The 26846-nt window shown below is 40.6% G+C and carries 28 protein-coding genes and 5 pseudogenes; 22 read left to right on the top strand and 11 right to left on the bottom strand.

Features of this window, described 5'->3' with window-relative positions; translation table 11 throughout:
• The first annotated feature begins 111 nt into the window (after positions 1-111).
• From IPK31_07170 to IPK31_07160, 3 genes are all read left to right on the top strand, one after another.
• Complete coding sequence (locus IPK31_07170; protein MBK8087727.1) at positions 112-492, top strand: lecithin retinol acyltransferase family protein; 381 nt, start codon at positions 112-114, stop codon at positions 490-492.
• Positions 493-520: 28 nt separating this feature from the next.
• Positions 521-769, top strand: a complete 249-nt coding sequence (locus IPK31_07165; protein ID MBK8087726.1) for a hypothetical protein — start codon at positions 521-523, stop codon at positions 767-769.
• A gap of 153 nt (positions 770-922) precedes the next feature.
• On the top strand, positions 923-1279 hold the full coding sequence (locus tag IPK31_07160) for a hypothetical protein (GenBank protein ID MBK8087725.1): 357 nt from the start codon (positions 923-925) through the stop codon (positions 1277-1279).
• A 919-nt stretch (positions 1280-2198) separates the two neighbouring features.
• On the opposite strand, the gene IPK31_07155 is transcribed toward IPK31_07160, so the two are convergent.
• Positions 2199-2564 (bottom strand): hypothetical protein, encoded by a 366-nt coding sequence (locus IPK31_07155; protein MBK8087724.1) that lies wholly within the window; start codon positions 2562-2564, stop codon positions 2199-2201.
• 647 nt (positions 2565-3211) lie between these two features.
• Here IPK31_07155 and IPK31_07150 point away from each other — a divergent pair.
• The 8 genes from IPK31_07150 to IPK31_07115 all read left to right on the top strand — a co-directional run bounded on the left by IPK31_07150 (position 3212) and on the right by IPK31_07115 (position 8931).
• The gene (locus IPK31_07150) at positions 3212-4009 is read left to right on the top strand and encodes a carboxypeptidase-like regulatory domain-containing protein (protein ID MBK8087723.1); all 798 of its coding nucleotides are present in this window, start codon (positions 3212-3214) and stop codon (positions 4007-4009) included.
• The gene (locus tag IPK31_07145) at positions 3895-4746 is read left to right on the top strand and encodes a hypothetical protein (GenBank protein ID MBK8087722.1); all 852 of its coding nucleotides are present in this window, start codon (positions 3895-3897) and stop codon (positions 4744-4746) included. The genes IPK31_07150 and IPK31_07145 overlap by 115 nt, the downstream gene beginning before the upstream one ends.
• Positions 4688-5338, top strand: a complete 651-nt coding sequence (locus IPK31_07140) for a TonB-dependent receptor (GenBank protein ID MBK8087721.1) — start codon at positions 4688-4690, stop codon at positions 5336-5338. Before IPK31_07145 ends, IPK31_07140 begins: the two co-directional genes overlap by 59 nt.
• Positions 5314-6225: a hypothetical protein gene (locus IPK31_07135; GenBank protein ID MBK8087720.1), complete on the top strand. Its 912-nt coding sequence runs from the start codon at positions 5314-5316 to the stop codon at positions 6223-6225. Before IPK31_07140 ends, IPK31_07135 begins: the two co-directional genes overlap by 25 nt.
• A gap of 9 nt (positions 6226-6234) precedes the next feature.
• The gene (locus IPK31_07130) at positions 6235-7614 is read left to right on the top strand and encodes a RagB/SusD family nutrient uptake outer membrane protein (protein MBK8087719.1); all 1380 of its coding nucleotides are present in this window, start codon (positions 6235-6237) and stop codon (positions 7612-7614) included.
• A 45-nt stretch (positions 7615-7659) separates the two neighbouring features.
• Positions 7660-7944: a redoxin domain-containing protein gene (locus tag IPK31_07125; GenBank protein ID MBK8087718.1), complete on the top strand. Its 285-nt coding sequence runs from the start codon at positions 7660-7662 to the stop codon at positions 7942-7944.
• 175 nt (positions 7945-8119) lie between these two features.
• Positions 8120-8548: a hypothetical protein gene (locus IPK31_07120; GenBank protein MBK8087717.1), complete on the top strand. Its 429-nt coding sequence runs from the start codon at positions 8120-8122 to the stop codon at positions 8546-8548.
• On the top strand, positions 8530-8931 hold the full coding sequence (locus tag IPK31_07115; protein ID MBK8087716.1) for a hypothetical protein: 402 nt from the start codon (positions 8530-8532) through the stop codon (positions 8929-8931). Before IPK31_07120 ends, IPK31_07115 begins: the two co-directional genes overlap by 19 nt.
• Here IPK31_07115 and IPK31_07110 read toward each other — a convergent pair.
• Together IPK31_07110 and IPK31_07105 are read right to left on the bottom strand one after the other, a co-directional pair.
• Positions 8912-9208: a hypothetical protein gene (locus tag IPK31_07110; GenBank protein ID MBK8087715.1), complete on the bottom strand. Its 297-nt coding sequence runs from the start codon at positions 9206-9208 to the stop codon at positions 8912-8914. The genes IPK31_07115 and IPK31_07110 overlap by 20 nt on opposite strands.
• Before the next feature lie 426 nt (positions 9209-9634).
• Entirely contained in the window at positions 9635-9850 is a 216-nt protein-coding gene (locus IPK31_07105; protein ID MBK8087714.1) for a helix-turn-helix transcriptional regulator, read from the bottom strand.
• A 910-nt stretch (positions 9851-10760) separates the two neighbouring features.
• Between IPK31_07105 and IPK31_07100 the strand changes: the two genes are divergently transcribed.
• The 4 genes and pseudogenes from IPK31_07100 (at position 10761) to IPK31_07085 (ending at position 13763) form a co-directional block, all read left to right on the top strand.
• Positions 10761-10937, top strand: a complete 177-nt coding sequence (locus IPK31_07100; GenBank protein ID MBK8087713.1) for a hypothetical protein — start codon at positions 10761-10763, stop codon at positions 10935-10937.
• An 84-nt stretch (positions 10938-11021) separates the two neighbouring features.
• A pseudogene (locus IPK31_07095) lies at positions 11022-12685 on the top strand (amidase).
• Between the two features lie 227 nt (positions 12686-12912).
• Positions 12913-13236 carry a hypothetical protein gene (locus IPK31_07090; GenBank protein MBK8087712.1) on the top strand — a complete coding sequence of 108 codons (324 nt, stop codon included), beginning with the start codon at positions 12913-12915 and terminating at the stop codon, positions 13234-13236.
• Positions 13227-13763, top strand: coding sequence for a hypothetical protein (locus tag IPK31_07085; GenBank protein MBK8087711.1), 537 nt, complete (start codon positions 13227-13229; stop codon positions 13761-13763). The genes IPK31_07090 and IPK31_07085 overlap by 10 nt, the downstream gene beginning before the upstream one ends.
• A 135-nt stretch (positions 13764-13898) precedes the next feature.
• On the opposite strand, the gene IPK31_07080 is transcribed toward IPK31_07085, so the two are convergent.
• Entirely contained in the window at positions 13899-14435 is a 537-nt protein-coding gene (locus IPK31_07080; protein ID MBK8087710.1) for a hypothetical protein, read from the bottom strand.
• 349 nt (positions 14436-14784) lie between these two features.
• On the opposite strand from IPK31_07080, the gene IPK31_07075 reads away from it, so the two are divergent.
• The 4 genes from IPK31_07075 to IPK31_07060 all read left to right on the top strand — a co-directional run bounded on the left by IPK31_07075 (position 14785) and on the right by IPK31_07060 (position 16224).
• The gene (locus IPK31_07075; protein MBK8087709.1) at positions 14785-14964 is read left to right on the top strand and encodes a hypothetical protein; all 180 of its coding nucleotides are present in this window, start codon (positions 14785-14787) and stop codon (positions 14962-14964) included.
• Complete coding sequence (locus tag IPK31_07070) at positions 14940-15143, top strand: hypothetical protein (protein MBK8087708.1); 204 nt, start codon at positions 14940-14942, stop codon at positions 15141-15143. Before IPK31_07075 ends, IPK31_07070 begins: the two co-directional genes overlap by 25 nt.
• A gap of 136 nt (positions 15144-15279) precedes the next feature.
• A complete protein-coding gene (locus IPK31_07065; GenBank protein ID MBK8087707.1) occupies positions 15280-15786 on the top strand; it encodes a hypothetical protein in 507 nt (168 codons plus the stop codon).
• A 252-nt stretch (positions 15787-16038) separates the two neighbouring features.
• Entirely contained in the window at positions 16039-16224 is a 186-nt protein-coding gene (locus tag IPK31_07060; protein ID MBK8087706.1) for a hypothetical protein, read from the top strand.
• Between the two features lie 247 nt (positions 16225-16471).
• Here the strand turns inward: IPK31_07060 and IPK31_07055 are convergent, their stop codons facing one another.
• The 3 genes and pseudogenes from IPK31_07055 to IPK31_07045 form a co-directional block, all read right to left on the bottom strand.
• On the bottom strand, positions 16472-17431 hold the full coding sequence (locus IPK31_07055; protein ID MBK8087705.1) for a radical SAM protein: 960 nt from the start codon (positions 17429-17431) through the stop codon (positions 16472-16474).
• Between the two features lie 385 nt (positions 17432-17816).
• A pseudogene (locus IPK31_07050) lies at positions 17817-18484 on the bottom strand (SGNH/GDSL hydrolase family protein).
• A gap of 111 nt (positions 18485-18595) precedes the next feature.
• Positions 18596-19395, bottom strand: a pseudogene (locus IPK31_07045) (RNA-binding protein).
• Between the two features lie 219 nt (positions 19396-19614).
• Here IPK31_07045 and IPK31_07040 point away from each other — a divergent pair.
• The 3 genes and pseudogenes from IPK31_07040 to IPK31_07030 all read left to right on the top strand — a co-directional run bounded on the left by IPK31_07040 (position 19615) and on the right by IPK31_07030 (position 22413).
• Complete coding sequence (locus IPK31_07040; protein ID MBK8087704.1) at positions 19615-19776, top strand: hypothetical protein; 162 nt, start codon at positions 19615-19617, stop codon at positions 19774-19776.
• A gap of 150 nt (positions 19777-19926) precedes the next feature.
• Positions 19927-21513: pseudogene (locus tag IPK31_07035) on the top strand (UvrD-helicase domain-containing protein).
• Positions 21514-21753: 240 nt separating this feature from the next.
• Positions 21754-22413, top strand: a pseudogene (locus IPK31_07030) (ATP-binding domain-containing protein).
• 92 nt (positions 22414-22505) lie between these two features.
• Here IPK31_07030 and IPK31_07025 read toward each other — a convergent pair.
• From IPK31_07025 to IPK31_07010, 4 genes are all read right to left on the bottom strand, one after another.
• On the bottom strand, positions 22506-23288 hold the full coding sequence (locus IPK31_07025) for a hypothetical protein (protein MBK8087703.1): 783 nt from the start codon (positions 23286-23288) through the stop codon (positions 22506-22508).
• A gap of 6 nt (positions 23289-23294) precedes the next feature.
• Entirely contained in the window at positions 23295-24122 is an 828-nt protein-coding gene (locus IPK31_07020) for an OmpA family protein (protein ID MBK8087702.1), read from the bottom strand.
• A 13-nt stretch (positions 24123-24135) separates the two neighbouring features.
• On the bottom strand, positions 24136-26100 hold the full coding sequence (locus tag IPK31_07015; protein ID MBK8087701.1) for a tetratricopeptide repeat protein: 1965 nt from the start codon (positions 26098-26100) through the stop codon (positions 24136-24138).
• Between the two features lie 79 nt (positions 26101-26179).
• Positions 26180-26821 carry a response regulator transcription factor gene (locus IPK31_07010; GenBank protein ID MBK8087700.1) on the bottom strand — a complete coding sequence of 214 codons (642 nt, stop codon included), beginning with the start codon at positions 26819-26821 and terminating at the stop codon, positions 26180-26182.
• Positions 26822-26846 lie beyond the last annotated feature (25 nt).

Here is a 26846-nt window from a genome sequence, read left to right as displayed (position 1 = left end):
CTGAAATTACATTTGTTTAAAATATTCAATTATGAATCATGTTAGAAATTTAATTAATCAAAACATTCTGTTACCGGCAGATGTAATTGTTTTAAGAAAAAACTATTTGGAATGCTGGATCACTTTGCCGTTTTCCTTGGTTATGACAACAGAAACATTCCGGTATTTACTGCTAATTATACTAAGGGGACAAAGCAAATTGAGCATTCAGAATTGGAGCAGTTTCTGCAAAATCTGGAGCCGCAACGAATTGTAAGATTTGAAGGAAATCAAATTCAGAGAAAGAAAGCGGTTGAACGTGCTCTTTCTAAAATCGGTGAAAATAACTATAGTATGCTGGAAAATAACTGTGAACATTATGCCTCCTATGTTCAAAAAGGAGTTTCTCAAAGCAAACAGGCAGAATCTTTTAAAACTGGTTTTGAATCGCTTGGCCAAGCAGCCTTAGTTACTTTTTTTATTGGGGCAATAGTTACATTGCTTGATGATTAATCGTAAGTAATATTTTTAAATCTGAATCATGGGAAAGAATGCCAAACAAGAGTGTCTGGAACTTATTAAAAAGAATCAATTCATAATAAATACTGCATTTATCCAAATGAATTCTAATGCACGTCTGATTTTAACTGATTTGATTTTATTTCCTATTGTTGAAAATTCTTTCGTTAAGAACTTTGAAGTCCATTGCTTATTTGAAAATGGGGTATTTGTAACAATAGAAAAATTAGAAGTAGTGCTTAACGACAATTTTTATAAAAGGGTTGATTAATGATTTTATGCCGATGTTGGTATGCTGCAAAGAAACGCACGCCGTCGTATGGTGTTATCACCAACGACATAAAATCTTGTATAGAATTTAATTGATTTTCAGGCTCCTTTTATACAAGGAGTAACGTATATTATGTGTTAGCAAGAAAAATTTATGAGCTCACAAAATTTGATAGAAAATTCTATCTCAAAAACTCTATTAAGTTTAATTACCGTGCCAATTCTGGGGCCGGCTCTAAATGAAATTATAGACTTCAGAGGAAAACTTAAACAAGAAAGATTAAATACATTTACTGAATTATTAGAAAATTACTTTTCAAACCACAAAGGTGTTAAATTAGAAAATTTCCAGACAGCAGAATTTAGTGATCTATTTGAATCAGTACTGAAAAGAGTAGCTCTTACAAGTTCATTGGAAAAGATGAAAATATTTAAGGCTATTTTGGTAAATCAAATTGAAAATCTAACTCTTCTGTTTCTGGTCAGATATGTATATAGATCTCGTATCTGAATTATCAGAAATAGAAATTAAAATCCTTTTTGAATATCGAAAGTATTTCGAATCTTCCCATCCTCTATTTTCTGAACGAGACAAGTTACATTTGGAACAATCAAAGAATTCAATTTATGTTCAAACCCGGAACGAGTTTATATAATCAAGGTATGCGAGTTTAACCGGTAAAATTGCTAAACTCGATCAAAGAGCTTAAAAATTAAATGCTATTAACACCTCTGATTTTTTCAATTTCAGAAGATGAATTTCAATTCTACAAACAGAAACTATTTTCAAAAGCTCTTTTAATAGATACTGGAGTAGGCTCTGTAGGTCGTCGTCCATTTGACACCATGAATATTACACAATTTGGATTGAGATTTATTGATTTTATTATATCATCAAACTAAACCCAATCTGGCGCAGGCCTCTGGCCTGTTGCCATTGCATTACTTTTTTAATTTTCATCAACTTATTATTATCATAGTTTGTTTCGTCAATAACAAGTAAGACGTTTTCCCTGCATTCTTGGATAACTCTCTGTTTAAAGCTAACTTGTACCGGTAAAACCTATGTATGTTCAAACTCCTTTTATTACTTCTTTTTTCAGTTTCGGTAAAAGCGCAAACTGTTTATAAAACACCATCAGGTGCAAAGTATCATTTGAGTACCTGTCACATGGTAAAGAGAATGTATCAGAAGAAATCACAGTTAGCAAAGCAAAGAACTGGGATTACAGCCCTGTAAAATTTGTAAACCACAAAATATTTATGGGAGCAGTTCAGTACCGGGAAAAGCCAAGGGAACAAATACCACTGTTCAATGTTTGGGAAAACGAAAAGCGGTACTCGCTGTAAACACATGACAAGTATTGCCAATGGCTATTGTTATCAGCATCAGCCAAACTGATTTATTCTACTCCGATATCTGAGAATATTTACTTCTTCCCCACTTTTTCCTCCATCAGCAAATGATATTTCTCAAGCAATTCCATGTATTTATTCTTCAACTGTTCTATCACTTGAAGCGCCTCATCCAATGATTTTGGTTTTCCATAAGCCTCACTTGGCTCTTCCAATAGGTACTTTGGCATTTCAGGAAACTCATCAGTAAAATCATAATGCAGTGCTTTACCATAAGCAATCATTACATGAAATTCTAGTTGTGGGTTTTTAATATGCTTATAATAAGCAGCACGGCTGTAATCTGCCTTCTTGGCTACATCTTCAATATTTAATCCTGATGCTCCAACTGCAGCAGCTAATACCTGCCCCCGGTCCTTATTTGTTTTTTTTCTGGTCACCGAGGTAAAAATCCAAAGAGCTTTGTGTAAAAATAGACACAAAAAGTTGACAATTTCAACAAAAAATGTTTACTATTGTGTACTATCTTTAAAATTCAGAATAACTGATATTGAAGAAAGTTTAAATTGCGGTACTTCATTATTTAACTAATTGAAGCATTCGCTTTGAGTCTCGTCTTGAAACCTCGGAAATTTCATTGGACACGGGATAATAAGTGGATGCCCACGTTACGGCGTGGGCTCTCTTATTCGTGTCCGGGCTCCCGAGGGCCTCAAGGCGGTAAGTTGAGTTCCACGCCTTTTTTACAAGGCACTTTTCTCACTTACAGGGACTTTCAAGCGGCCATTAAACAATAGCACATGAAAGTTCAACACACCCACAAAGCCATTTACTTACTCCAAACCAAGTTTGCCTGTAAGCCCAAAAATCCTGTGTAAAAAAACTTCCCGCTTGTCCGCTGAAGCCCTTGTCCAACGAAGCCTTGGCGTAGTTGGATAGCGTAAGCGGATCTTACAAACTTCCCGGCAACATACATTCTTAAAAAACGCATCCCTTCAATTGAGGATAATCATCCTCTTCCTCCTTTGGAGGTTCACGAAAGTGAACGAACGCAGCTCAGGGGGGAGGCGTTTAAAAACAAATCAAAATGAAACCAACCATTTGGCTCCTGGCCCTGCTATGCCCCTTCCTCAGCATGTGCCAGTCAATCACAATCAAGGGCACTGTTATCAATGAAGAAGGTGCTCCGGTTCAGGGTGCCACCATCTTGCTCAAAGTCTCAAACCGTTCAACCATCGCCGATGCAGCCGGTCGCTTCGCCATCCCGGGCACATCCGCCAAAGATTCCATCACCGTTTCCAGCCATCGGCTACAAACCATTACAGAACCAAACAATGAACGGGGTCTCATCAGCATCACACTTAAACGCAGGTACACCTTATTAGATGAAACCATCATCATGGCCTATGGAACCACAACAAGAAGATACAACACAGGCAGCATCTCTAAAATAACAACGGCCGAACTAAGCTCCCAGCCTGTGTCAAACCCCTGGCCGCCCTGCATGGCAGGGGTGCCGGGGCTTCTTGTAACACAAAACAGCGGGGTCACCGGTTCGGCCATCAGTATTCAGTTAAGGGGTCAGTCCTCCCTTGATCTTTCCCTCTCCCGCAACGATCCGCTCATGATTATCGACGGTGTTCCATTTGAATCAGGAAACCTCCCTTCCAATTTGCTAAGTTCAGCAGCAAACAATCCGTATACAGTGGCAGGTACTGCACCCGGTGGCATTAGCCCCTTAAACAGCATCAATCCAACGACATTGAAAGCATGGAAGTACTCAAAGATGCAGATGCAACAGCTATATACGGAAGCAGGGGAGCCAACGGGTCATCCTCATTACAACCAAAAAAAGCAAAAGCAGGCAAAGCAAAATTCTCTGTAAATATCTATAACGGGTTCAGCAGGGTGGCACGTTCAATGGATTTTAAATACCCTCAATACCTGCTCATGCGCAAAGAAGCATTGGCAAATGATGGACTTATACCAAACGCAGTCAATGCTCCTGATCTTGTGTTATGGGATACCTCCCGTTACAGTAACCTGAAAAAATTACTGATTGGTAATACAGCACACACGCAGGATTGGCAGGCTTCTTTATCTGCCGGTACTGTAAATACACAAATACTCATCAGCATGGCTTACAATCAGCAAACAAATGTATTTCCGGGCAACCTGCCTTATAAAAGAGGGTCCGCTCATCTCAACCTCTCACACAAACCTGCTTCCGCAAAATGGGACATACAGTTCTCAGCCATCTATGCAGCAGATAAAAACAATCTCCTGCGTACCGACTTAACAAAATACCTCACGCTTCCACCCAATATAAAACTAAAAGAAGCCGACGGTTCACTTACATGGCAGGATGCCGGAGTAACTTATTCATCACTGGGCTTTTCAAATCCCTTCGCCGAATTATTGCAGCAGTACGAAGCACAAACAACCAATCTCTCTGCCAATCTTCAGTTCTCGGTAACCCTTACAAAAGAACTAAAGTTCCGGCTCAGTTCCGGTTACAACAGGCTTACAACAGATGAAACAAATATCGTCCCCAAAACATCCATTGCACCCCGAAAACAGCACCCTCGCATTTTCACAGTTTGCAGCGGCAGCAAGAAATAACTGGATACTGGAACCGCAGTTAGAATACAATAAAACAATGGGTAAAAGCAAATGGCAAATACTTCTTGGCGCCACATTCCAGAACAGGAATTACAGCAGCACATCCATACAGGCCTCCGGTTACACAACCGACCTCTTGCTCTATTCCATGAATGCAGCAGCAGCAATCACTGCTTCCAATAACAGGGAAACCTACAGGTACAATGCAGTATTTGCAAGAATCAATTACAACCTGCAGCGAAAATATATTGTAAACCTCAGTGCCCGTCGGGATGGCTCAAGCCGCTTTGGTCCCGGCAACCGTTTTGCAAATTTTGCAGCAGCAGGCCTTGCATGGATTTTTTCAGAAGAATCCTTTGTAAAAAACAACATAAGCTTTCTCAGCTTTGGTAAGCTCAGGGCCAGTTATGGTATTACAGGAAATGATCAGATCGGCGATTACAGGTTTCTCAATTTATGGTCATCCACAACCAACCCTTACCAGAGTATTCCGGGTCTTCGTCCATCCAGCCTCTTCAATCCTTTTCTCGAATGGGAAAAAAATAAAAAGCAGAACTGGCAATCGAATTGGGCTTCCTCAATAACAGGATAACCTTCAATACAGCATACTACAGGCATAGAAGCAGTAACCAGTTAATCAGTTACCGTCTGCCGAATCAAACAGGATTTTCTTCTGTGGTAAAAAATCTTCCGGCGGTAGTTGAAAATACAGGCTGGGAAATTGTTTTGAACACAATCCTGATAGCAACAAAAAAATGGGATTGGAAAATTTCAGTCAATAGTACAATACCTTCTAACAAACTCCTTTCATTCCCCGGTTTGCAGTCTTCCAGTTACAGTGGTTATTATACAGTGGGAAAATCGCTTTCGGCAATTCAGAAAATAAAATTTACAGGCATCGATCCCGCAACTGGTTTATACAGCTATGAAGATTATAACAAAGATGGCACCATTTCTACACCGGGCGATTTGCAGTTATTGGGCAATTTGGATCCTGCTTATTACGGAGGCATAGCAAGTTCACTGCACTATGGTTCATGGGTGCTCGATATCTTTTTTGATTACACCAAACAGAAGGGCCCGAACTATCTCGCCTTCCAGTATCTCTATCCGGCAGGCTTCCTCATCAATCAGCCCTCATTGGTTATAGATCGCTGGCAGAAAATCGGTGATCAAACATTGGTTCAGCGTTTCGGCGCAACAGCCGCAAGCCCTGTATATGCAGCCTCTTCAAAATTGCTTGCATCCGATGGTATTTTTTCTGATGCATCATTCATCCGCTTTAAAAATCTGTCGCTATCGTATAACATTCCGGTTGCTGTTCTTGCCAAAAAGAAAATTGAAACGCTTCGGTTGTATATGCAGGCACAGAACATCTGCACGTTTACAAAATATAAAGGGGCCGATCCTGAAACAAAAAACTTCACACAGTTACCGCCGTTGAAAACACTGGTCTTCGGTATTCAGTTAACCTTCTAAATTATTTTTATGCACACAAAAAATTATATACGCTGCATCATGCTCTTATTGTCTGTATACCTTACAGCCTGTAAAAAATTTGTCAGCATTCCTTCTCCTCAAACCCAGCTCGAAACTTCTGCTTTGTTTGAAAACAACCAGGCAGCCATTGCAGCGGTTGTAGGTTTATACAGCCAGATGATGCAAACCTCTGTATCACTGACAAATGGAGGAGCAACAGTATATCCTGCCTTGTCTGCCGATGAATTATACAACACATCATCCAGTACAGATTATGATGCATTTCGTTCCAATGAAATACAGTTCGCTTCAAGCCTCGGCTTAACAAGGTTATGGACATTCGGCTTTCGCAACATCTATCACATCAATGCAGTACTCGAAGGGCTGCAGGCTTCGGTATCTGTAACAGATTCATTAAAGAAACAGTTGAGGGGCGAAATGCTGGTTACAAGGGCACTCAATTATTTTTATCTGGTTAATCTCTTTGGCGATCTGCCATTGATTCAAACAACAGACTTTACACTGAATCAGTCTTTACCACGTTCTGCTTCCGGTAAGATTTATGATCTCATTCTTTCCGATTTAAAAGAAGCAAGGGATCTGCTTCCGGTTACGTATCCAGCGGGTAGTAAAACAAGACCAAATAAATTCACTGCATCAGCACTTTTGGCAAGAACTTATTTATACTTGCAAAACTGGCCACTCGCAGAACAGTATGCATCAGAAGTTATCAGCAGTAATCTTTATACGCTCAATCCTTCATTAAGCAATACATTTCTGGCTGCATCTCCCGAACCCATCTGGCAGATCTCTCCTGTAAGCAGCACCATCAATACAGCCGAAGGCAATACATTGATTCCTTCATCTGCAACGGCAAAACCTGCATTGGCAATAACTGCCTGGTTACTGAATGCATTTGAAACAGGCGATCTGCGGAAAACAGGCTGGCTCAAAACAAATACCGTAGCCGGTCTGCCTTATACCTATCCCTTTAAATATAAAGTACGTACTGCTGCACCTCCTTACAGTGAATACTATGTAATCATTCGTTTGGCCGAAATGTATTTTATAAGAGCAGAAGCAAGGGTACAGCAGAACGATCTTGCAAATGCAGTTACGGATATCAATAGTATTCGCAACAGGGCAGGTCTTGCAAACACCGTATACAATACACAGTCTTCATTGCTTGCTGCAGTAATGCAGGAAAGAAGAATTGAACTCATGTTTGAGTGGGGTCATCGCTGGCTCGATTTAAAACGTACTTCTGCTGCCGGTACAGTATTGCTTCCGCTCAAATCTCCCGGCTGGCAGTCAACAGATATTTTTTATCCGGTACTGCAATATGAGTTAGACACAAACCCATTCCTCATACAAACTCCCGGTTACTGATATGAACAAACAGCTGATAATTTTTTTATAACTGCTGCTTGCGTTTTGTCAGTTGGCAATGTTCAATGCCAGCAGATAAAAACAGGGGAACAATGTCCTGAGTTCAAAATAGGCAGCACACTTCAATACAGGGATACAGTAAGTTTATCTGATTTCAGAAACAAACTGCTCATACTTGATTTCTGGAACACAACCTGTATTTCCTGCATCAAAGCGTTTCCAAAACTCGATTCAATACAGAAACTCTTCGGCAACAGGGTGCAGATCGTATTGGTGAACAGGGAGTCAAAAGATTCTACAATCGCATTCTTTAAAAACACAAACAGCTGAAACCGCCTGCACTGCCAATGATAACAGCTGCGGATAAACTCTGGTTTCTTTTTCAGATAGCAGAACACCTTACAGCGCATGGATCGATTCAGCAGGCATTGTACAGTATATAACAGAATCATACAATATCACAAAGGCACATGTGCAGTCATTGCTGTCTGGCGCAAAACCTGCAATGAAAAACCTCAGTGAAACCTGGCTTAACCCGCAGAATTTATTATATGCTTCATCCATTACACCCTGTAAGGAAAATACAAATTCCGGTTTATCCGAAGGAACAATTGTGAAGGAAGAAATGATTCATTTGCTGAACCCCTGCACTTCTGTTGCTGATTTATTCCGTCAGGCATACAGTGAATACAACAGGTACAATTTTTCAACTCCCGGTCAGATTATTCTCGAAACAGAAGATCCTTTTCCGTTGATATACCCTTCAAAGGAAGAGGATATCGACAACTGGAAAAAACTGTATCGGTACACCTACGAGTTGAAACTTCCGGCAGCAAAACAGCAACTGCGTTATAAGATCATGCAGCAGGATCTGGCAAGATATTTTGATATAGAGGCAGCCGTTGAAAAAGAAAATTGGAATCATTTGTGTTAATCAGAACAGGTACACCCCGTTTAACAGTATCAAAACAAAAAAAACCGCTCAATCAGTTAGTGGGAAAGAAATATACAGGCGATTCTCTTCGCTGCATAATCAATTCTCCATTCAGCAAATTTTCTGAAACGCTGAAAGGAATGATTGAAACAAATCTGCAAAAACCTTTTATTGACAGATCAGGCATTTCCACTGATATAGATATTTGTCTCCGTGGTATATCAATAGAACCCTTCAGTATAAGTAAGCTCAATGAAGACCTGGAAAAGTATAACCTGAAAATAATCAGCAGCAAAGAGTTAATAACGGTACTGGTGCTCAAAAAAGAGAATAGCAATGGCTATTCTCTTTTCGGGTTAAAAATTAAAGTTTTCGGATGGTAAAATCTCCGGCTCCTGATGTACTGGGTGTATGTCCATCTTCCCATGCACGGATACAGTCTGCATTATTACCCGAAGGACAGCTTACCGGGTTCACCGCAGAAAGATCGGCAATAGACATGGGCTCATCATTTAACGGCTCACCTGTATCAACCTGCCCGTTTACCACTTCATAAAAATAATACAGCGTTGTTGATGGCTGTTTTGCTTCCTTCAAAGCAAAAGCACTGGCAATCCCGATAAACAGAAATGCAGCTAATCCTAAGAAATACCTTCTCATAATTTCACTTTTTTTTGTTGAAAAATGTTGCCTACTCTTTTTAGGTTTTCGGCTTCGCCTTCTGCATCAGCTGTGCACGGCCTTTGCAGGTATCACGTAATGCGTTAAAAAATCGTTGAAGAAAAAAGAGCAGAACTGAATACCCCGTCTGTTAAGGCGGTGCATCAGTCTGCTCCCCGTTGCGCCATAAGGATAACCCAACAGTTTTCACCCCTGATTCAAATGAAACGTTCACAGTAAACCTCTTCGCAGAAACACCGGCAGATAAATAGTTTGCAGAAAAAATTGATTGGTCATGGTATAACTCCGCATTTTTTGCGTGAGCTATCCTTAGGCATCATAAAGTTCCGAACTCATTTTTTCAATTGCAAATGAAAGAGGCTTCAAAAAAGCACAAAAAGGTTCAGAAAAAGCACAACCGGTAATTCATACTTTGTTTTGTCTGCGGTAAACACCCGGAGTAATTAAAAACTTTTTTTTAAACATTGTAATAAAATATTTTTCATTACTAAAACCTGTATTCACGGCAATGGCCTTAATGGGTTCATCAGTATCAATCAGTAATTGTCTCGCCATTTCAATTCGCTGCTGTAAAATATATTGATGTATAGTTACACCGTAAACTGTTTTAAACAGTTTCATCAGTTGGTTTTTGTTCATCCCCGTTAGCAGGGTAAGATGTTGTACACTGAAATCTCCGCCGGGATTTCTGCAGCAGCTCTTCAATTGGTTCCAGTGCTTTCTGTTTCATACGTTACAACAGGTTGGCGTAGTTCAAGTTCTCTTTTACAAAATAGCAGTTCTGTGTAAGCCCTTCTGATGAATCACATGTGATATCGGAAATATTCCTATGGAAAACAGGAGTGTTATGCAATTGTAAAGCTGCTTCTTTCCTGTAATTGCTGCAACCATGTTTACCTACCCATGCAAACCTTGCATAGTTTTCTTGCACTTGCAATCCATTTTATACGATATGGGAGGGGTATTTATGCGACTCTTAACTTCAGCAACATAAATAGACATAGTTAATGAGCTGTCAATGAAATAACCGGCTAATTATGTAAACAGCCTTATAACCGATGTCAACTTACAGTCCTGTATAGCTCTTTTAGGACTACCAAAAAAGGCTGTATAGTCAAATCAGGATTTATTATCTCACCTGTGTGGCTATTTTAGGATTACCCGTTCCGGGTGTATAGCTAATCCAGGATTTATTCACTCACCTGTATAGCTATTTTAGGACTAGACACACCCCGGGGATAGAGCATAGATAGAGCATGGATAAAGCGTACTTAAAGCGCTGGAGAGTTATGTGTAAGTCGTAATGTCAGTTTAGCATCCTGCAGCACATTAAGACGTCATTGCGATCCGCCTGCTGGCGGAGAAGCAATCTGCACTGTTTCAGGAAATATCTTTTCCCTTCGTAGTAATATAGATTGCTTCGTTCCTCGCAATGACGTAAACGAGAATCATCATCCTTCGTAGCAACGAACATCAACCAAACTCTTCCCAATCAATCAACCTCTTTGAACTTAGGATGTTGATGTAAGTAATGTTGTTCTTAACCACAGTAGCAGCAAAGCAACATCAGGGCGTTATCCAGCAATCAGGCCGTACATTGATTGCTGGGGTCCTTTTTGGTTACTTTTTGGACAAGCAAAAAGTGACAAAGAAAAAACTGGCGCATGCGCCAGCACATAAAAAAAAGAATAGAGTTGCAGCAAAATAAAATCTTTGTTGGTCAGCGATCAACAAAGGCACAACTACAATTGTTCATTCACCTGTTTCCCAAACCCATCATCATTCAATAGATTTGAAACAGCACAATAATTCACCTCCTCAACGCCATCATCATGAACAGAAGAAATTTTTGAAATCAGGTTCTGTTGCCGGTCTCGCCATTGGCACAGTGTCCATTGCTTCCTGCAATACAGGTACCGATAAAGAAAATCAGCAGCTACCACCACCTACCTGCCCGATGATTTTGCATTGAATGAACTCAGCATTGATGAACTGCAGCAGAAAATGCAGAGCGGCGAATACACAGCGAGGTCGCTCACCGAACTGTATTTAAAACGCATCGAGGCGATGGATAAAAACGGAGCGGCCATCAACTCCGTGATTGAACTCAACCCTGATGCCCTTTCCATTGCTGATGAAATGGACAAAGAACGCAAGACAGGAAAACTGCGTGGACCCATGCACGGCATTCCTGTACTGATCAAAGACAATATCAATACCGGCGATAAAATGATGACCACGGCAGGGGCACTTGCACTGAAAGGAAATATTGCAGCGAAAGATGCATTCGTCATTAAACAACTGCGGGCAAGCGGTGCAGTGCTGTTGGGAAAAACCAACCTGAGTGAATGGGCCAATTTCCGTTCCACCCGATCAACCAGCGGATGGAGCAGCCGTGGCGGACAAACAAAAAATCCGGTGATGCTCGATCGTAATCCCTGCGGATCAAGTTCGGGTTCGGGTGCAGCAGTGGCCGCTAACTTTTGTGCCGTTGCTATTGGTACAGAAACCGATGGTTCGGTGATTGCACCTTCTTCGTTCTGTGGTATTGTCGGCATGAAACCAACGGTTGGTTTGGTAAGCCGCAGCGGCATCATTCCTATTTCAGCCACACAGGATACGGCAGGTCCCATGGCGAGAACGGTGAAAGATGCAGCGATTCTGTTGGGAGCGATGACGGGTGTTGATGCGGAGGATGCAGTAACGAATGAAAGCAAAGAACATATTCAAACCGATTATACAAAGTTTTTAAATGCGGATGCATTGAACGGAAAACGTATCGGCATAGAAAAAGATTTTCTGACAGGACATGAAGGAATGGTTGGTTTATACAAGTCGGCCATTGAAGTATTGAAGAGCAAGGGCGCTGTGATTGTTGAAGTGGAACTGTTGAAACTGACAAGAGAAGCAGGTTCGGGGGAACTGGCAGTGTTACAGTATGAATTTAAAGACGGGGTGAATAAATATCTGTCAACTTCCAACACCAACATCAAATCACTGGCGGATGTGATTGCATTCAACAAAGCGAATGAAGCGACGGCCATGCCATATTTTAAACAGGAACAGCTGGAACTCTGCAATGCAAAAGCGGGGTTAGACAGTAAGGAGTACATAGAAGCTATAAAGAAAACAACATCGGCGAGGAAGATCATTGATGAACTGATGCAGAAAGAACAATTAGATGCGATTGCAGGTACAAGTATTGGACTTGCCTGTTGTATTGATTTGATTAATGGTGATTATGATACTGGATTTTATTTTTGTCCGCCTGCTGCCATGGCGGGTTATCCGCATATTACTGTTCCTATGGGTGCGGTGCATGAACTGCCTGCGGGGTTATCGTTTATTGCGGGTGCATATAAAGAGGGTGAATTGTTTGCTCTTGCTTATGCCTTTGAACAGGCAACGAAGAAACGAACAGCGCCGAAGTTTTTGAAGACAGCTGGTAAAGTATAATTATCCTTATCAGCGTCATTTCGAAGAAGTGGGGAAGCGATAGCTTCGGCACCACGACTGAGAAATCTCATTGTTATTAAGGGAATACTAAGGATAAGATTTCTCACATTTGGATCCGTCACTTCGTGACCCCAAATGTTCTCCGCCTGACCGGACGGGCAGGGAAATGACGTTGGAGAGAATGATCATTCTTCTTTTCTTAATTTCATATTCTTCAAGAAATTGTTATGCAACAACTCTTCATTATTGGCGGCACCACTTTCGATCATATTGTTTACCTGCCACAACTTCCTCAACCCATTCCGCAAACTATTCACCAGGCAGCTTTTCATGAAGGCACGGGTTCAACGGGCTCGGGTAAGGCATTGAACCTGCACAGACTTGCTGTACCGCTTCAGTTATACAGTGTGCTGGGCAATGACAGTTACGGTATACATTCAAACGATTTAAGAAGGGCAGGTGTGGATGCTTTTATGATTACGATCCTGCAGGAACAGAAAGGCATATCAATATCATGGATGCAGAAGGAAGACGGATTTCAATGTTTGTAACACAATCATCAGAAACCATTGCGTATAACAAAGTGCCTATTCAAAAAGCAATTGATGCCGCTGATGTGCTTGTGCTGAATATTATTTCTTACTGCCGTGGATTGATTCCAATGGTTGTTTCATCCGGCAAGCCTGTGTGGACTGATCTGCATGATTATGACGGAAGCAATTTGTATCACCAGGGTTTTATTGATGCATCGCAATACATTCATCTCAGCTCTGATAATCTGCCCGAATATAAAACGGTCATGCAGCAGTTTATTGATGATGGAAAACAATTGGTGGTGTGCACACATGGTAAAGCAGGTGCAAGCTTATTGACTCCTGCCGGTGAGTGGATAGAACAAAAAGCGTTATTGCATTATCCTATGCTTGATGCCAATGGTGCAGGGGATGCATTTTTCTCCGGCTTTTTATTTGGATGGATGAAGAAAGAACCCTTGCAGAAAAGTATGCCGTTGGGTGCTGTAAGTGCAGCGCGTTTGTATTGGATCGAAACAACTGGCGGCAGAAAATTTAACGGCTGAGTTACTGATGGAAGAATGGAGGAAGAATTTTTAGTTTTTCAACACAGAGAAATGGAGGAACAGAGAAACACAGAGAAATAAAACAAAAACCCGGTCTTAACAGAACCGGGTTGTATAATAGAAGGTCAGTACAATTTATTTTTTCCGTTTACGCTGGTATTGCAAAACAAGATCGGCCTTGCCATCTTTATTAAAGCGCCATGTTTCCTGGTAAGAAGTTGTATCCTTTACTCCTTTTTTATCGGTACTGTAATCAACGACCCAGATCAATACCCAGTTTTCTTTTTTATCGGTACTGTAAACAGGCATGTATGCATCAACGGAATCTACAACGGTGGTAATATTAGCTCTTACTTTTTTCCATTCGTTGATGAGGCTGTCTTTTGTTCCTGTAAAAGTGGTGCCATCGGCCCATAATGCAGTTACAGTGTCGGCAAAGAAATCGCCTAATCCATCAAACTTGTTGGCTTCCCAGTTTTTCCAGCTGTGGAGTACGGCTTTATCGGCAAGCGCCATATCGCCCATTTCAAATGCGTTGGAATAATTGGCGGCAAACATACCGGCCGCCGGGGCTTTTGTTTCAGTTGTTTTGGTTTCGTCTTTTGTGTCGGCTGCGTTTTGACAGGCAACGGCAAAAAGGATGACTGCTGCAAGCAGGGCAAACTGTTTCATTGTTTGAATTGTTTATAATGTGAATAAAGGGATAGGGGGAACTAAGGACAACAGGTGGCTTTATCTTGAGGTGTGTAGTAAGAAAGAGTCACCGCTGTAAGTAAAAATTAAGATATAGTAATTTTTTTCAGGAATGAAATGTTTGAGAAAAAGAGTTGGAAGAAATCAACACAGAGGAATGGAGGAAGAGAGTTGCGAGGAGAGATTTACAGGTTCATGCAGTTACGAATATGGCGTGGAAATGGATATACGCCCAAAAGATAGCAGGAAACAGGTGAGCTTTTCTTTTTGATTTACTATAAACCCCGATTTTTATTTTCTATCTTTCTAAGACTCAAACCTTCCTGCCATGACGAAAATATTTTTGAAAGCCATAACAGGCCTGTTTCTCACAGCAATTATTTCGGGTTGTGCTTATTACAAATACACAAAGAACAGACAGGACAATATTACAAATCAGATAAACCTGATCAATGGAAAGAACTGGATAAAAGGAATATACTGGTGGTACATTCTGGAAGTACATTGAAAGAAATATACGATGTTACATTGAATAAAGAAACGAATGTCATAACAGGTAATATCCGCCCTTTGGATGCTACAGCCATGTACTATTACAATAAAATTATGCAGGATGAAGATAGCATTGCAAGAAGAGAAAAGAAGCGGGTCAGTAAAATCGCTACCAAACAAGTTCATTTTTTCTGAAAAAAAGCAGAAATACCCGACAGTACCACTATGAAATTTGTTTTAAGCGATATTGAGAAAGTTGATGTATCTGAGCAGGCCGATGTAAATATTCTGATTAATTTAGGAATTGCGGCGGGAATAGCAGCTGTGGGAGGTGGCGTTTTTTTTATTAATAGCCTGTAACTGTCCTCATGTGTATGTTGATAACGGGTCAGGATTACAGATGAATAATTCGATGTACACAGGCGCAAAAGCGCCTCAGCTGGAACGGTTTGATTACAAACAATTGCCGGACTACTTTAAAGATTCTTCCAGTTTCGCTTTAAGTATTGTAAACGAGTTAAACGAAAATCAATACACCAATATGCTTGAATTGATGGTTGCAGTACATACAGAAAATGTTGAAATTGTAGCTGATAAGCAGGGTAGTTTACATACCATACAGGCTCCTCAACTTCCTGTGCAAGCGGCAGATAATAATTCAAACAGTATACTGAAAGACGTTTCGTTATCAGACAAAATTTCTTATAAATTTAATGCTGATAACAAATCAGAACTGAGTGAAGCGCTGTTAACGTTTAAGACCCCGAAGACAAACCTTACACGGGAAATTAATTTTACGACTGAGAAATTCCCCGTGGTCAGCCCATGTGTATCATGAATTTATTACGCTTTTTGGTAAAAATTATTCAAAGTGGGTAGAGAAGAATAAAGATCAGACAAAAGAAAAGCGGGAATTATGGATGAGAGAGCAGGGTATTTTTACCGCAGGTTGAAGTTAAAACCGATAAAGGCTGGCAAAGTGCAGGAGAGGTTGATTTGATGGGCGAAGCGAATTTTAATTCCATTGTTGTCCTGGTAAAAAATTCCACCTTCTTCAAAAAACCTGGAAATCAGACTTCGGTCAGGATTTATGTTTTGGGAGCTGGATTATGCTGCTGTTGATTTTTCTCCAAACCAGAAAATTGAGATACAGAAGCTAAAACCGCAATCTGCAACAGGAAGTGACGGGCAGGACTTTACTCAGGCGTTAAGTTTTGATGATGATCTATATATGGAACACATGGGCAAAGAGTCTTCAACTAAAGTAACCTTTTAAGTCATTACATACAAATCCTGAATTAAAACGAACATTGATACTTCACAGTAAAGGGTATTACATTTCAAAAGATGAGTTTACCGGGAAGACCCATCTGAAAGAATTAAAGAAATTTAAGAACCCGGGGCAGTTGTCAAGATTTTCACGTGATCTTTATTTTGATATCATCAACAGAACAGCAAAGAATTAAAGAGTGATTTTGATTCACTGCCCATGATTAAAAAAATGAATTTGAACAGAGCAGAATTTATTCTGCTTTACATAAAGCAACCTCAGTTTGATGAGCAGTTATTTTTACTTTGCAGAAAGGGCAGGGAAATAAAGTGCCGTCATAATCTAAGAGTGCATAAAATTTCCCCCCGCCACATGGCATTTTTTTTCTTGTACCTGCCGGAAACAAAAAGGTTGGATAAGCAAAGTATTCACGGTTAAAATTGTATTTGTTGCTTAAATTCTGCAGGTAGTCTTTGTGTGATTGATGCAGTTCAACATCTTTATCCTGGTAATTGCCTACCGCTCTCGGTTCTAAAATATTTACAACCGGCACTTCCAGTTTTTTAGCTAAGTCAATAAGTTTTGGTATACCCCCCGAATCAATGTAATGCCTGGACGGACATACGTTGATTGCAACAAATATACCTGTAGCGTGCAGGTTTTTGATTCCCTCTAAAACCCAGTAATAGGAGTTTTTATTACCCCTGAAGGTATTGTGTCCTTCTTCAAGATGATGATCAAGGCTGATGGCAGCACCATCTAATCCGGCTTTTTTCAGCTGCTGTGCTTTTTCAAAAGTTAATCCATACGCTGATGTATACACCCACTGGTTGCATCTTTCTTTAAAATGTGCCAGAAATTTCAACAGATCTTCAAAGCGGCTTAATGGTTCTCCACCGGAGTAGATTAACTGGCCCACACCTTTTTGAACAAAGGGTTCAATTTTTTCAATAAACTCATCGAAAGTAAGGGCATCCCTGTTATACAGTGTTGCGGCTTCACTGCAATGTTCGCATTGCAGGGGACATCTTTTGGTGATGGCAATGAGCAGCCTCCTGATCGTTTGCTCATTACCGGTAACAGGTTGTAATTCGAGTAAATGGCTTTTATAAAACCTGTTAAAACCTGCAGATGGCCAGGATGGATGAAACATATCCCATACATACCTGCCATCAATTTTATAAGCACGAACAAGGTTTTTGATATCAAGCATATTGCTGATTCTTCTGATAAGCCTGACGATGACTTTAAAAGATGTGAACGGATTTCTAGATTTTGCAACCAATCCACCAAATATTACACATTGCCAGAATGCGGACAATATGATATTCCAATTCATGAATTCTCCTGTATTTCGATATCATGTATTTTATTTTTAAGATACCTGATTGCAAATGCTACATGTTATTTGAAAGTACTCCGGCAAACCAGCACTCTTAAAAATATAAAAAATTTTGCTTTAATTTCAACTGATTCATTTATTAAGTACAACGGGCTGTCATTAAAGTTTTGCAGGTTCATTAAGCCCTTTTATATCTTGTTCAGCAATCTGCAACGGCGAAGAGATCCTGCTTTACATTAAAAACAAAACAGCTTCTTTATTTCAAAACGGGTAACATCAACAGACCTAAACGATCCGCCCATTTTTTATATTCAGAACCGGAAGGATGCAGCCCATCCGTTGCAATCAGTGAAGGGTTATATCGTGCTTCACGGGTAGAAGGAGTAATATCTAAGTAAGCACAATTGTAAGATGCGGTTACTTTATTGATAGCGTTGAACCAGTCAATTTCCAAACGGATGCGTGCTGTATCATAACCGGCAGCAAAAGGAGTTACGCTGTAATCGGGGATAGAAAGCACAAATACATTTTCTTTTTACCTCTTGCAAGCTGAATGGCTCTTTCTAATAGCAGCGTAAAACGCTGACGGTATCCGGTTGTATCATGTGTTTGATACTGATCGTTTACCCCAATGAGCAAACTCACCACATCATGGTTTACCGGGTTTTGAACATTGAGTGCGCTTTGAAGGCTGTTGGTAGTCCAACCGGTGGTGGCAATAATATTTGTTACCGTAAGATTGATGCCACTGAGTTTTAACCAGGCGGCAGTTTGATTGGGAAAACGGGCGGCTTCGGGAACACCCTGCCCGATTGTATAGGAATCGCCTAAAGCAAGATATGTTTTTGCCGGACTGGTAAGAACAGGAGGAATTACAGGTGGTACATATGGTCTTGGCGCTTCATACCCTTCTTTTGGTTGCATGCAAACAGGAGCTGAAAAACAAGTATGATGGAAATAAAGCGATGCATTATTATAAATACGAATAAACCGGCTGTTTGGTTCAACTTTCCAGCAACTTCATTCCTGTCTTCGTCAGTTCAATCTTTTTTCCTTGTAGAGTTTTCCCACCGTCATCTTGAAGGTTTTCTTACTCATACCAAATACTTCATAGATTTCTTCCGGTGCTGATTTATCATGGTAAGGCAGGTAACCGCTTTTTTGCTTGAGTAGACGCAGGATCTTATCTGCTTCATCTTCTACTTTCTGATAACCGGGTTTACCAAGGGCAACATCTATTTTATTATCGGGGCGGATGGTTTTGATAAATCCTTCCAGTTTATCGCCAATGGTAATATTCTGAAATACTTCATTAAAGTATAAAAGTCCGAGGTGTTTGTTATTGATGATAACAGCATATCCCAATTCCGTTTCACGGAATACCAGCAGTTCCACCAGTTCCAGTTCTTTTACGGTGAGTTCTTCATTGCTTAATCCCTGTTCAATATATTCTGTTGCTGCAACTCTGCCGGTTTGCTCATCAATAAAGAGTTTCACTAAATAATCACCGGCCAAACGCATGGGGCTGATCTGTTTGCTTTTGGGCACAAATAAATCTTTCATCAAACCCCAGTCTAAAAAAGCGCCCTGCGGCGTAGTTGATACAACCCGCATCAGTGCTATATCGCCAACCACTGCATTAGGATGAAGTGTGGTGGCAATCAATCTTCCTTCTGAATCATGATACACAATACATCCAGCTCATCACCCACTTTTGCATCTTCAGGAACAAAACGCTTGGGTAACAATAAGCCTTCTTTGCCATCGTTTAAGAAAGCACCCGTTTGGTTAAAACGTTGTACCTGCAGCCTGTTATAATCTCCAACTTTGATCATGTGAGGGCGAAGATACAAAGAAGAAGCCGGGCTGAGAGTTTGAAAGGGGAAGGCGACGCTAAGAGTTCAAAGGAGGGAAAAGAGTTAAAGGAGGAAAACAAAAGTAATAAGGCAAAGAGGTAAAGGCGGGAGGCAAGGAGTGAAGGCAAAGGGAAAAGAGTTAACTTTGAATTGATTGCAGAAGCAATCAGTATAAACAGAAACAATAAATCCTCAGTTATGTCATTGTTCAATACAGGCAAGAATAAAAAAGATAAAACGAAAAGCACATTACCCGCTAATAAGTCAGCGTTTATTGGTCCAAAGGGTGGCGGTAAGGCCAATACCAAAACATCCAGCAGTGCAGGCAAGCATGTAGGTGGTGCACAGAGAGGTGCTTAACTTCTTTTCCATACAATAGTTTCTCACACAAAAGTTTATCCAGTTAGCTTGCTGTAAATTGCAGGCTTCTCTTCTTTTGGCTCAGCTTTGTTTTCCCTTCAACAGGGATTCGACAGGCTCAACCTGACAACAGGAAGACATTTACAATTTATGATTGATTATTTAAAAGGATTGAATGAGCGGCAGCAGGAAGCAGTGAAGCATATTGACGGACCGCTGATGATTGTGGCGGGTGCAGGCAGTGGAAAAACAAAAGTGCTCACAACAAGAATTGCGCATTTAATGGCGCATGGAGTTGATGCATTTAATATTCTGGCACTGACCTTTACCAATAAGGCGGCCAAAGAAATGAAGGAACGTGTGGAGCATATCCTGGGCAACCACGAAGCAAGAAATTTATATATCGGAACATTTCACAGCGTGTTTGCACGCATCTTACGGAGTGAAGCAACCAAGATGGGCTATCCTTCCAACTTTACGATTTATGATACGGATGATGCAAAGAGTGTGGTGAAAACGGTGATCAACGAAATGAACCTGGATGATAAACATTACAAACCATCTACTGTTTACAACCGGATCTCTTCTGCAAAAAATGCATTGGTGGGTCCGGCAGAGTATGCAACGGATTATCATATTCAGCAGGAAGATATGCGGGCCAACCGCCCGGCCATTGCACAGATCTTTGATTCATATGCCAAGCGTTGTTTTAAAAACGGGGCCATGGATTTTGATGATCTGCTGATTAAGTTTTATGAGTTGCTGAAAAATTTCCCCGAAAGTTTAGGCAAGTACCAGCGCAAGTTTAAATACATCATGATTGATGAGTACCAGGATACCAATCCTGCCCAGTACGAAATCATCAAGTTGCTTGGTGCCATGCATGAAAATGTTTGTGTGGTGGGTGATGATGCACAAAGTATCTACAGTTTTCGTGGTGCAACCATTGAAAATATTTTACAGTTTCAGAAAGATTATGATGATGTGAAAGTGGTGAAGCTGGAACAGAACTACCGAAGTACGCAAAACATTCTGAAAGTTGCCAACGAGGTAATCAGTAATAATAAAAAACAGATTGAGAAAATCCTGTTCACAGAAAATGGAGAAGGAGAAAAGATCAAGCTGATCAGAACAATGACAGATAATGAGGAAGGAAAGTTTGTTGCTGATACCATCCAGGAACAGAAGCTCCGCAATCATTACCGTAATAAAGATTTTGCCATTCTGTACCGCACCAATGCACAGAGCCGTGCATTTGAAGAAAGTCTGCGCCGCATGAATATTGCCTATATAATTTATGGCGGTATCAGTTTCTATCAACGCAAAGAGATCAAAGATTTTATTGCATACATGCGGTTGATCGTGAACCTAAGAGATGAGGAAGCTTTAAAACGGATCATCAACTTTCCTGCAAGAGGTATTGGTAAAACAACCGTTGATAAAGCAGTGTTGTTTGCGAATGAAAATAATATCAGCATGTGGGAAGTGCTCACAAGAGCTGCACAGTTTGGTTTTCGTGCAGGCACTCTGGAAGCGATTGATGGTTTTGTAATCATGATTAAAAGTTTTGCCAGCATGCTGCAGAAACACAATGCCTATGAAGTGGCGGTGCATGTGGGCAAGCAGACGAATATTGTAAAAGAATTATTCAACGATAAGAGTACAGAAGGTTTACAGCGTTATGAAAACATCCAGGAATTATTAAACTCCATTAAAGAATGGGTGGATGATACGCAGAACAGGAACCAGATTGATGATGATGGAGTGGTGATACCCCCTCCGCCCCCTGAAGGGGGAACTGCTAGCTCACAAAGCCAGCTTTTCAACGACTCAAATATAAATGCATACTCTCCACCCACTGGCGGAGGAAATTCAGAGGAGGCTTTAGGGGCTGTTACACTTGGTTCTTATTTACAACAGATCACATTGTTAACAGACGCAGATAATAAAGATCCCGATTCGGACAGTGTAAAACTGATGACCATTCATGCGGCAAAAGGATTGGAGTTTGGCTGTGTGTTTGCTGCGGGGCTGGAAGAAATGTTATTCCCCAATGCCATGAGCATTAACACAAGGGAAGAACTGGAAGAAGAGCGACGTTTGTTTTATGTGGTGATCACAAGGGCAAAAACAAAACTCTGGATCACTTATGCTAATACCCGTTACAAGTTTGGACAAATTGTACAAAATGAGCCAAGCCGTTTCTTAGATGAATTACCCGAAGAACAGGTAGATAAAAAGTTTTGCAGGTGGTGGCATGAAAAATCAGAACACAGGATTTGGCAGCGGTTCTGCATTTGACCGTATGAAAGGCTGGGGTAATAAAACGGATTATAATGATGCTGCTCAGGTGGAGAAGAAATATGGTGCTCCACCAAAGAAACAAAGTTCAACACCCTCTTATATAACACCGCCTTCACGACCGCAAACAGTGGAACATAAACCTGCTGCTGATTTTGTGGCGAGTGATACCAGTAATTTGCAGGAAGGACAAAAGTGGAACACCAGAAATTCGGTTTTGGTGAAGTGATGAAAATGGAAGGCAGTGCACATAACCCTATTGCTACTGTGAAATTTGAATTGAACGGTGAGAAAAAGATTATGCTGAATTATGCAAAGCTGCGGATCATTGACTGAAAAAATTATAACAACAGAAAGCCACAGAAATTCCTGTGGCTTTCCTGTTTATCATAAAAGGAACATGGGTTGCATATTGAAAATAAAAACTGCTACCATTTTATACTGCCTATAATTTCATCTACTATCAAAGGAAAACGCACCTGATCTTCTCTTAATAATCCAACACTGATATAAATAATTTCTTTTGCATCTGCATACCAGAAATGACGTTGATGCATCAACTCCATAAAGAAGTGCTCCGTTGTTTTAAATTGTTTACCACCGATTACAAAATCGGTAATTGGATTTTGCTGGGTATTAATGGCCGGATTCATGCGGGTAGTCAATTGTATCAGCTGTTCAATAGTAAGCTTTCCTGTGTTTGGTGTACGGATAATCTGTATAATTTCAGATTTGTTTGTACTCCGCAAAACCAGTTTGTTATCTGTTTGTGCCTTGCTCATAAAAATTGAGTTGTAACGGCCCAGCTTATAATCCCATTCCCAGGGGTATTTCAGTGCTACTTTCGGAGGCTGTGTTTTCAGGTGTTTCCATTTCTGAATACCAACAGGCGACAGATAATTTTCAATAACAGGAACAAGCCATTGCAGAGCCTTCTTCTCAGTTGTAAAACTGTCTACCTGTGTTTGACCCATAAGGAAAGTTGCTTCGTATGATGTAGCAATGGCAATTCCTCTTGTATCATTATTATGCCATGTTTTGGGAACGATCATCCCAATCAACTGTTTGTGCATTATAAAATGATAACGGTGAAGTCCTTCGGCAAGCTCAGCAATTGTGTCAATGGTAACGCCTGGAGGTAAACGCAGACTTTGTGCAGTAATGCTGTTACAGAAAAAGAGCAGTAACAGAATGTTTCGCAGTTTTTTCATAATGAATTATTGTTTTACTATTTCAACCCTGCGGTTGAGTGCTTTGCCTTCTTCTGTTGTATTAGTTGATACAGGGCATAAGGATGCGACTCCATCTGAACCAAGACGTGCAGGATTGATTTTGCCTGTTGTTACCAGGTAATTTTTTACAGAGAGTGCCCTGTCTTTTGAGAGTTTGCTGTTATTGGCAAAAACGCCGGTATTGTCTGTATGACCAACGATGTAAATCTTTACCGTTGGATTGGCATTGAGGTAGTCAATTACTGTTTGTAATGCTTTTTCTGATTCGGTTTTTATGGTAGCTTTATTTACATCGAACAAAATGCCGTACAAAGCAATTTTTCCATCACGGTCAATTCCATCACTCATATTTACTTCAATATCCTGTTTCATTTCGTCTACTTCCACAATGATAATTTCAAAACCTCTGTCATCTGTATCAACTGCATTGTCTATTTGAAAATAAACGGTCTTGCCGCTTTGCTTCATTTTATAAAAGCTTTTGTTTAATGCAAGTGATTCGCCTTTTGCTTTTATAACGGCATTGTAATAGTTGGTGTGAATCTGTACACCACTGAACAGGCGTGCTTCTTTGGGATCCTTAGCGTATGAAATTATAATAAGCCTGCCGCTTACTTCTTTATACTCCCGTTTATCTTTTGTATTTATAAAAGAGTACTTATAAGTATCGTATTCACTTGTTTCGCAACTGCGGATAAAGAAGCCGGGCATACGGGTCATGTATTTGGGTTCAGCGTTTTCGCAGCCGGCCTTGTCCTGTGCATTTGCAGTTACTGAAAAGAGTGCAAGGGCAATAAATAGACTTTTCTTCATTGTGTGTTATTTTTTATAATAATTGAATTTCTCCTGCCATCATACTTTGTCCCATTACCGATGCATCTGCACTTACATTAAGCCCGCTGTTCACACCAAATACGGCTTCGCCTTCAACACTTGCTCCATTTAATCCAAGCGTGGAAGATATTTCCATTGCCGAAGCGCCTGCAGAAACTTTATTACCAATATCTGTTACATTAAAATTATTGTCGAACGTAATAAACTGCGTGGCACTTGCTTCCAGGCTAATTACACCCATTTCTGCCTGTGCTCCCACACCGATATACATAGTTGTTTGTCCTGAAGCGAATTCATATTCAAACCCGCCCATAATTCCTTCTCCCATTTCAACACTAAAAGATTCGCATGTTAAACTGATATCCCCGATCACAAGCGGAATATTGATGCTAACGGGACAATCGATGTCTTTGAAGTCTGCATTTTTTGTAGCCGTATCTGTACGCTCAAAAGATGTGTTGCAGGTATATTCTATTACCTGTACGCTGGTGAGTTTTTCAGCAGTACCCAGCAAAATGCCCCTGGCTAATACAAGGTCCCTGGCTGCAAAAGGCACAGATGCAACATAAGGATACCAGTATGCAACTGTATTATAATGCCACCGGGCATTGTTCCAAACATCTTCGCAATACTTCAGGTAACGGCTCATGTACGCAGCATTTTTGCTGTTGTACATGGCAGTTTCTTTGGCGCAACAGGCATCCGGGTCCAGACCCTTACACATATCTTTCAGTTTTCCCTTCCATTCTTCATCAAAAGCTGTTTTCCATTTGGCAAATTCATTTTCATAACGCTGCAGATCGTCTGTGTAGGTCCGGTATGCTTTAGCCATTACCATCTGTGCTTTATCAAACAGCGGAGGCATTTTTGCAGCTATCCTGCCACCCGATTGCTGCATCCGCATCATGTTGATTGCATTGGCCTCCATATCACGGCCCACCCTTTCATCATAATCTTTTTGAGCGATTGTCCATGCTTCATTTTCTGCATGCATTTTTGAGTTAAATGTTACGCAGGCTAAATAATCACCACCCGAAAATGAAGGACAGACAAACGGAATATTATCATCCATTTCCGGATACTTCATTCGTGGTGGTAAGCGAAGATGATTGCCGGCATCATCTGAAGGTTTTGTTCTTTTTAAACCCTCAGCGGCAGCTTTGTTATAACCACCCTTCATCGAATTACTGTATTGCTGTGCTGCTGCGGTATTGTTACCTCCTGCTTCATTAATATAACCCTGCGTGGCATTGGCTTCAATATGAAAAGGCTCAATGCGGGAGGCAGCAGACAGAAAGCGGATGGCATTATCCATGTCGCCGAGGCGGAAATAAGCCTGCCCCAGGTTATTATTTACCATAGCACTTTGTGAAGCATTGGCTAAAACATGCTGTGAAACAGGAATCGATTTGTGCGGAAAACCAACATGGTTAAGCACTGCTGCAAAGTTGTTTAGAACAAGACTGTTAGCCGGATTTTTTTTAATTACAGAGCATAGTACATACAGTGAAGAAACATATTGTTTTTTCGCAAAGAATAACAAGGCAAGATTGTGGTGGTTTGATACCGGGTATTTTTGCATAAGCCTCGTAGCTATTGCAATTTCTTTGCTGTTTGCTTTTTGCTGCTGAAGTTTTGTTTGAATGTTGCTGACGTAAACAACCAATTCAGCTGCTGATAATGTTTTTACGGGAATGGATGCCAGCAGCTTTGCATTTTTAGGCAGCAGCGAAATCTTATCATCATCATTTGTAACGGAGGGGTTACCTGTTTTGGAAGTTGAAGATGCAGGCGGTTTTTGCTGTTTAGTCTGCCCCTGGGGCTTTTTCATTTGCACTTCAAACTGTTTTATAACACGTTCAAGGCTATCTTTCAATTTATTAATTGCTTCAATATCCTGTGCTCGTGAAATAGAAGCTAATGAGATTATAAGAACAAGGAGAACAAACCTTTTCATAGTTACTGCTATTATGCAGAACAAGTTCAGTAATCTTACGGTACAGCACAATTGCTAATATTAGTAATAGAAGAAGAGACTATACAAGTTTTTGACGCAGAGCCATTGCAACGGCTTCACTGGCAGAATGTACCTGCAGTTTTTCATAAATCTTTTTCAGGTGTGCGTTCACGGTAAAATATGTAATGGATAATTTGCCGGCAATCATTTTGTAGCTGTTGCCATCGGCCAGTAATTTCAACACCTCGTTTTCTCTATCGGAAAGATCATAATCGGCCTGTGCCACCGGTGTTGCTTCCTGCCGGAAATACTGCAACACTTTGGCTGCAACTGATGCCGTCATCATTGCACCTCCTTCATTTACATAACGAATTGCTTCAAGTATCCGGGTTGGTGTTTCTGTTTTTAATATATATCCTGCAGCACCAAAGCGGATGCTGTCAAATATTTTTTCATTCTGTTCAAATACAGTTTGCATTAATACTTTTACTTCAGGGAAATGAAGCCTGATAATTTTCAGCCCTTCAATACCATTTACATTTGGCATATCAATATCCATCAGCACAACATTTGGCTGCAGGGTTCTGATCTGCTCCTGCACATTTGAACAATCAGGAAAGTCGCCAACACACTGCATTTCATCTGCCAGCAACAACAGTGCCGAGAGGCTGTCTCTCCTGTCTTCATTGTCATCATATATCAACACTTTTATCTTTGGCATACTATCAAATTAAAACCTTTCTACC

The sequence above is a fragment of the Chitinophagaceae bacterium genome (assembly GCA_016713085.1).
GTDB lineage: Bacteria > Bacteroidota > Bacteroidia > Chitinophagales > Chitinophagaceae > Lacibacter.
This window is presented reverse-complemented; position numbering and strand designations above follow the sequence as displayed.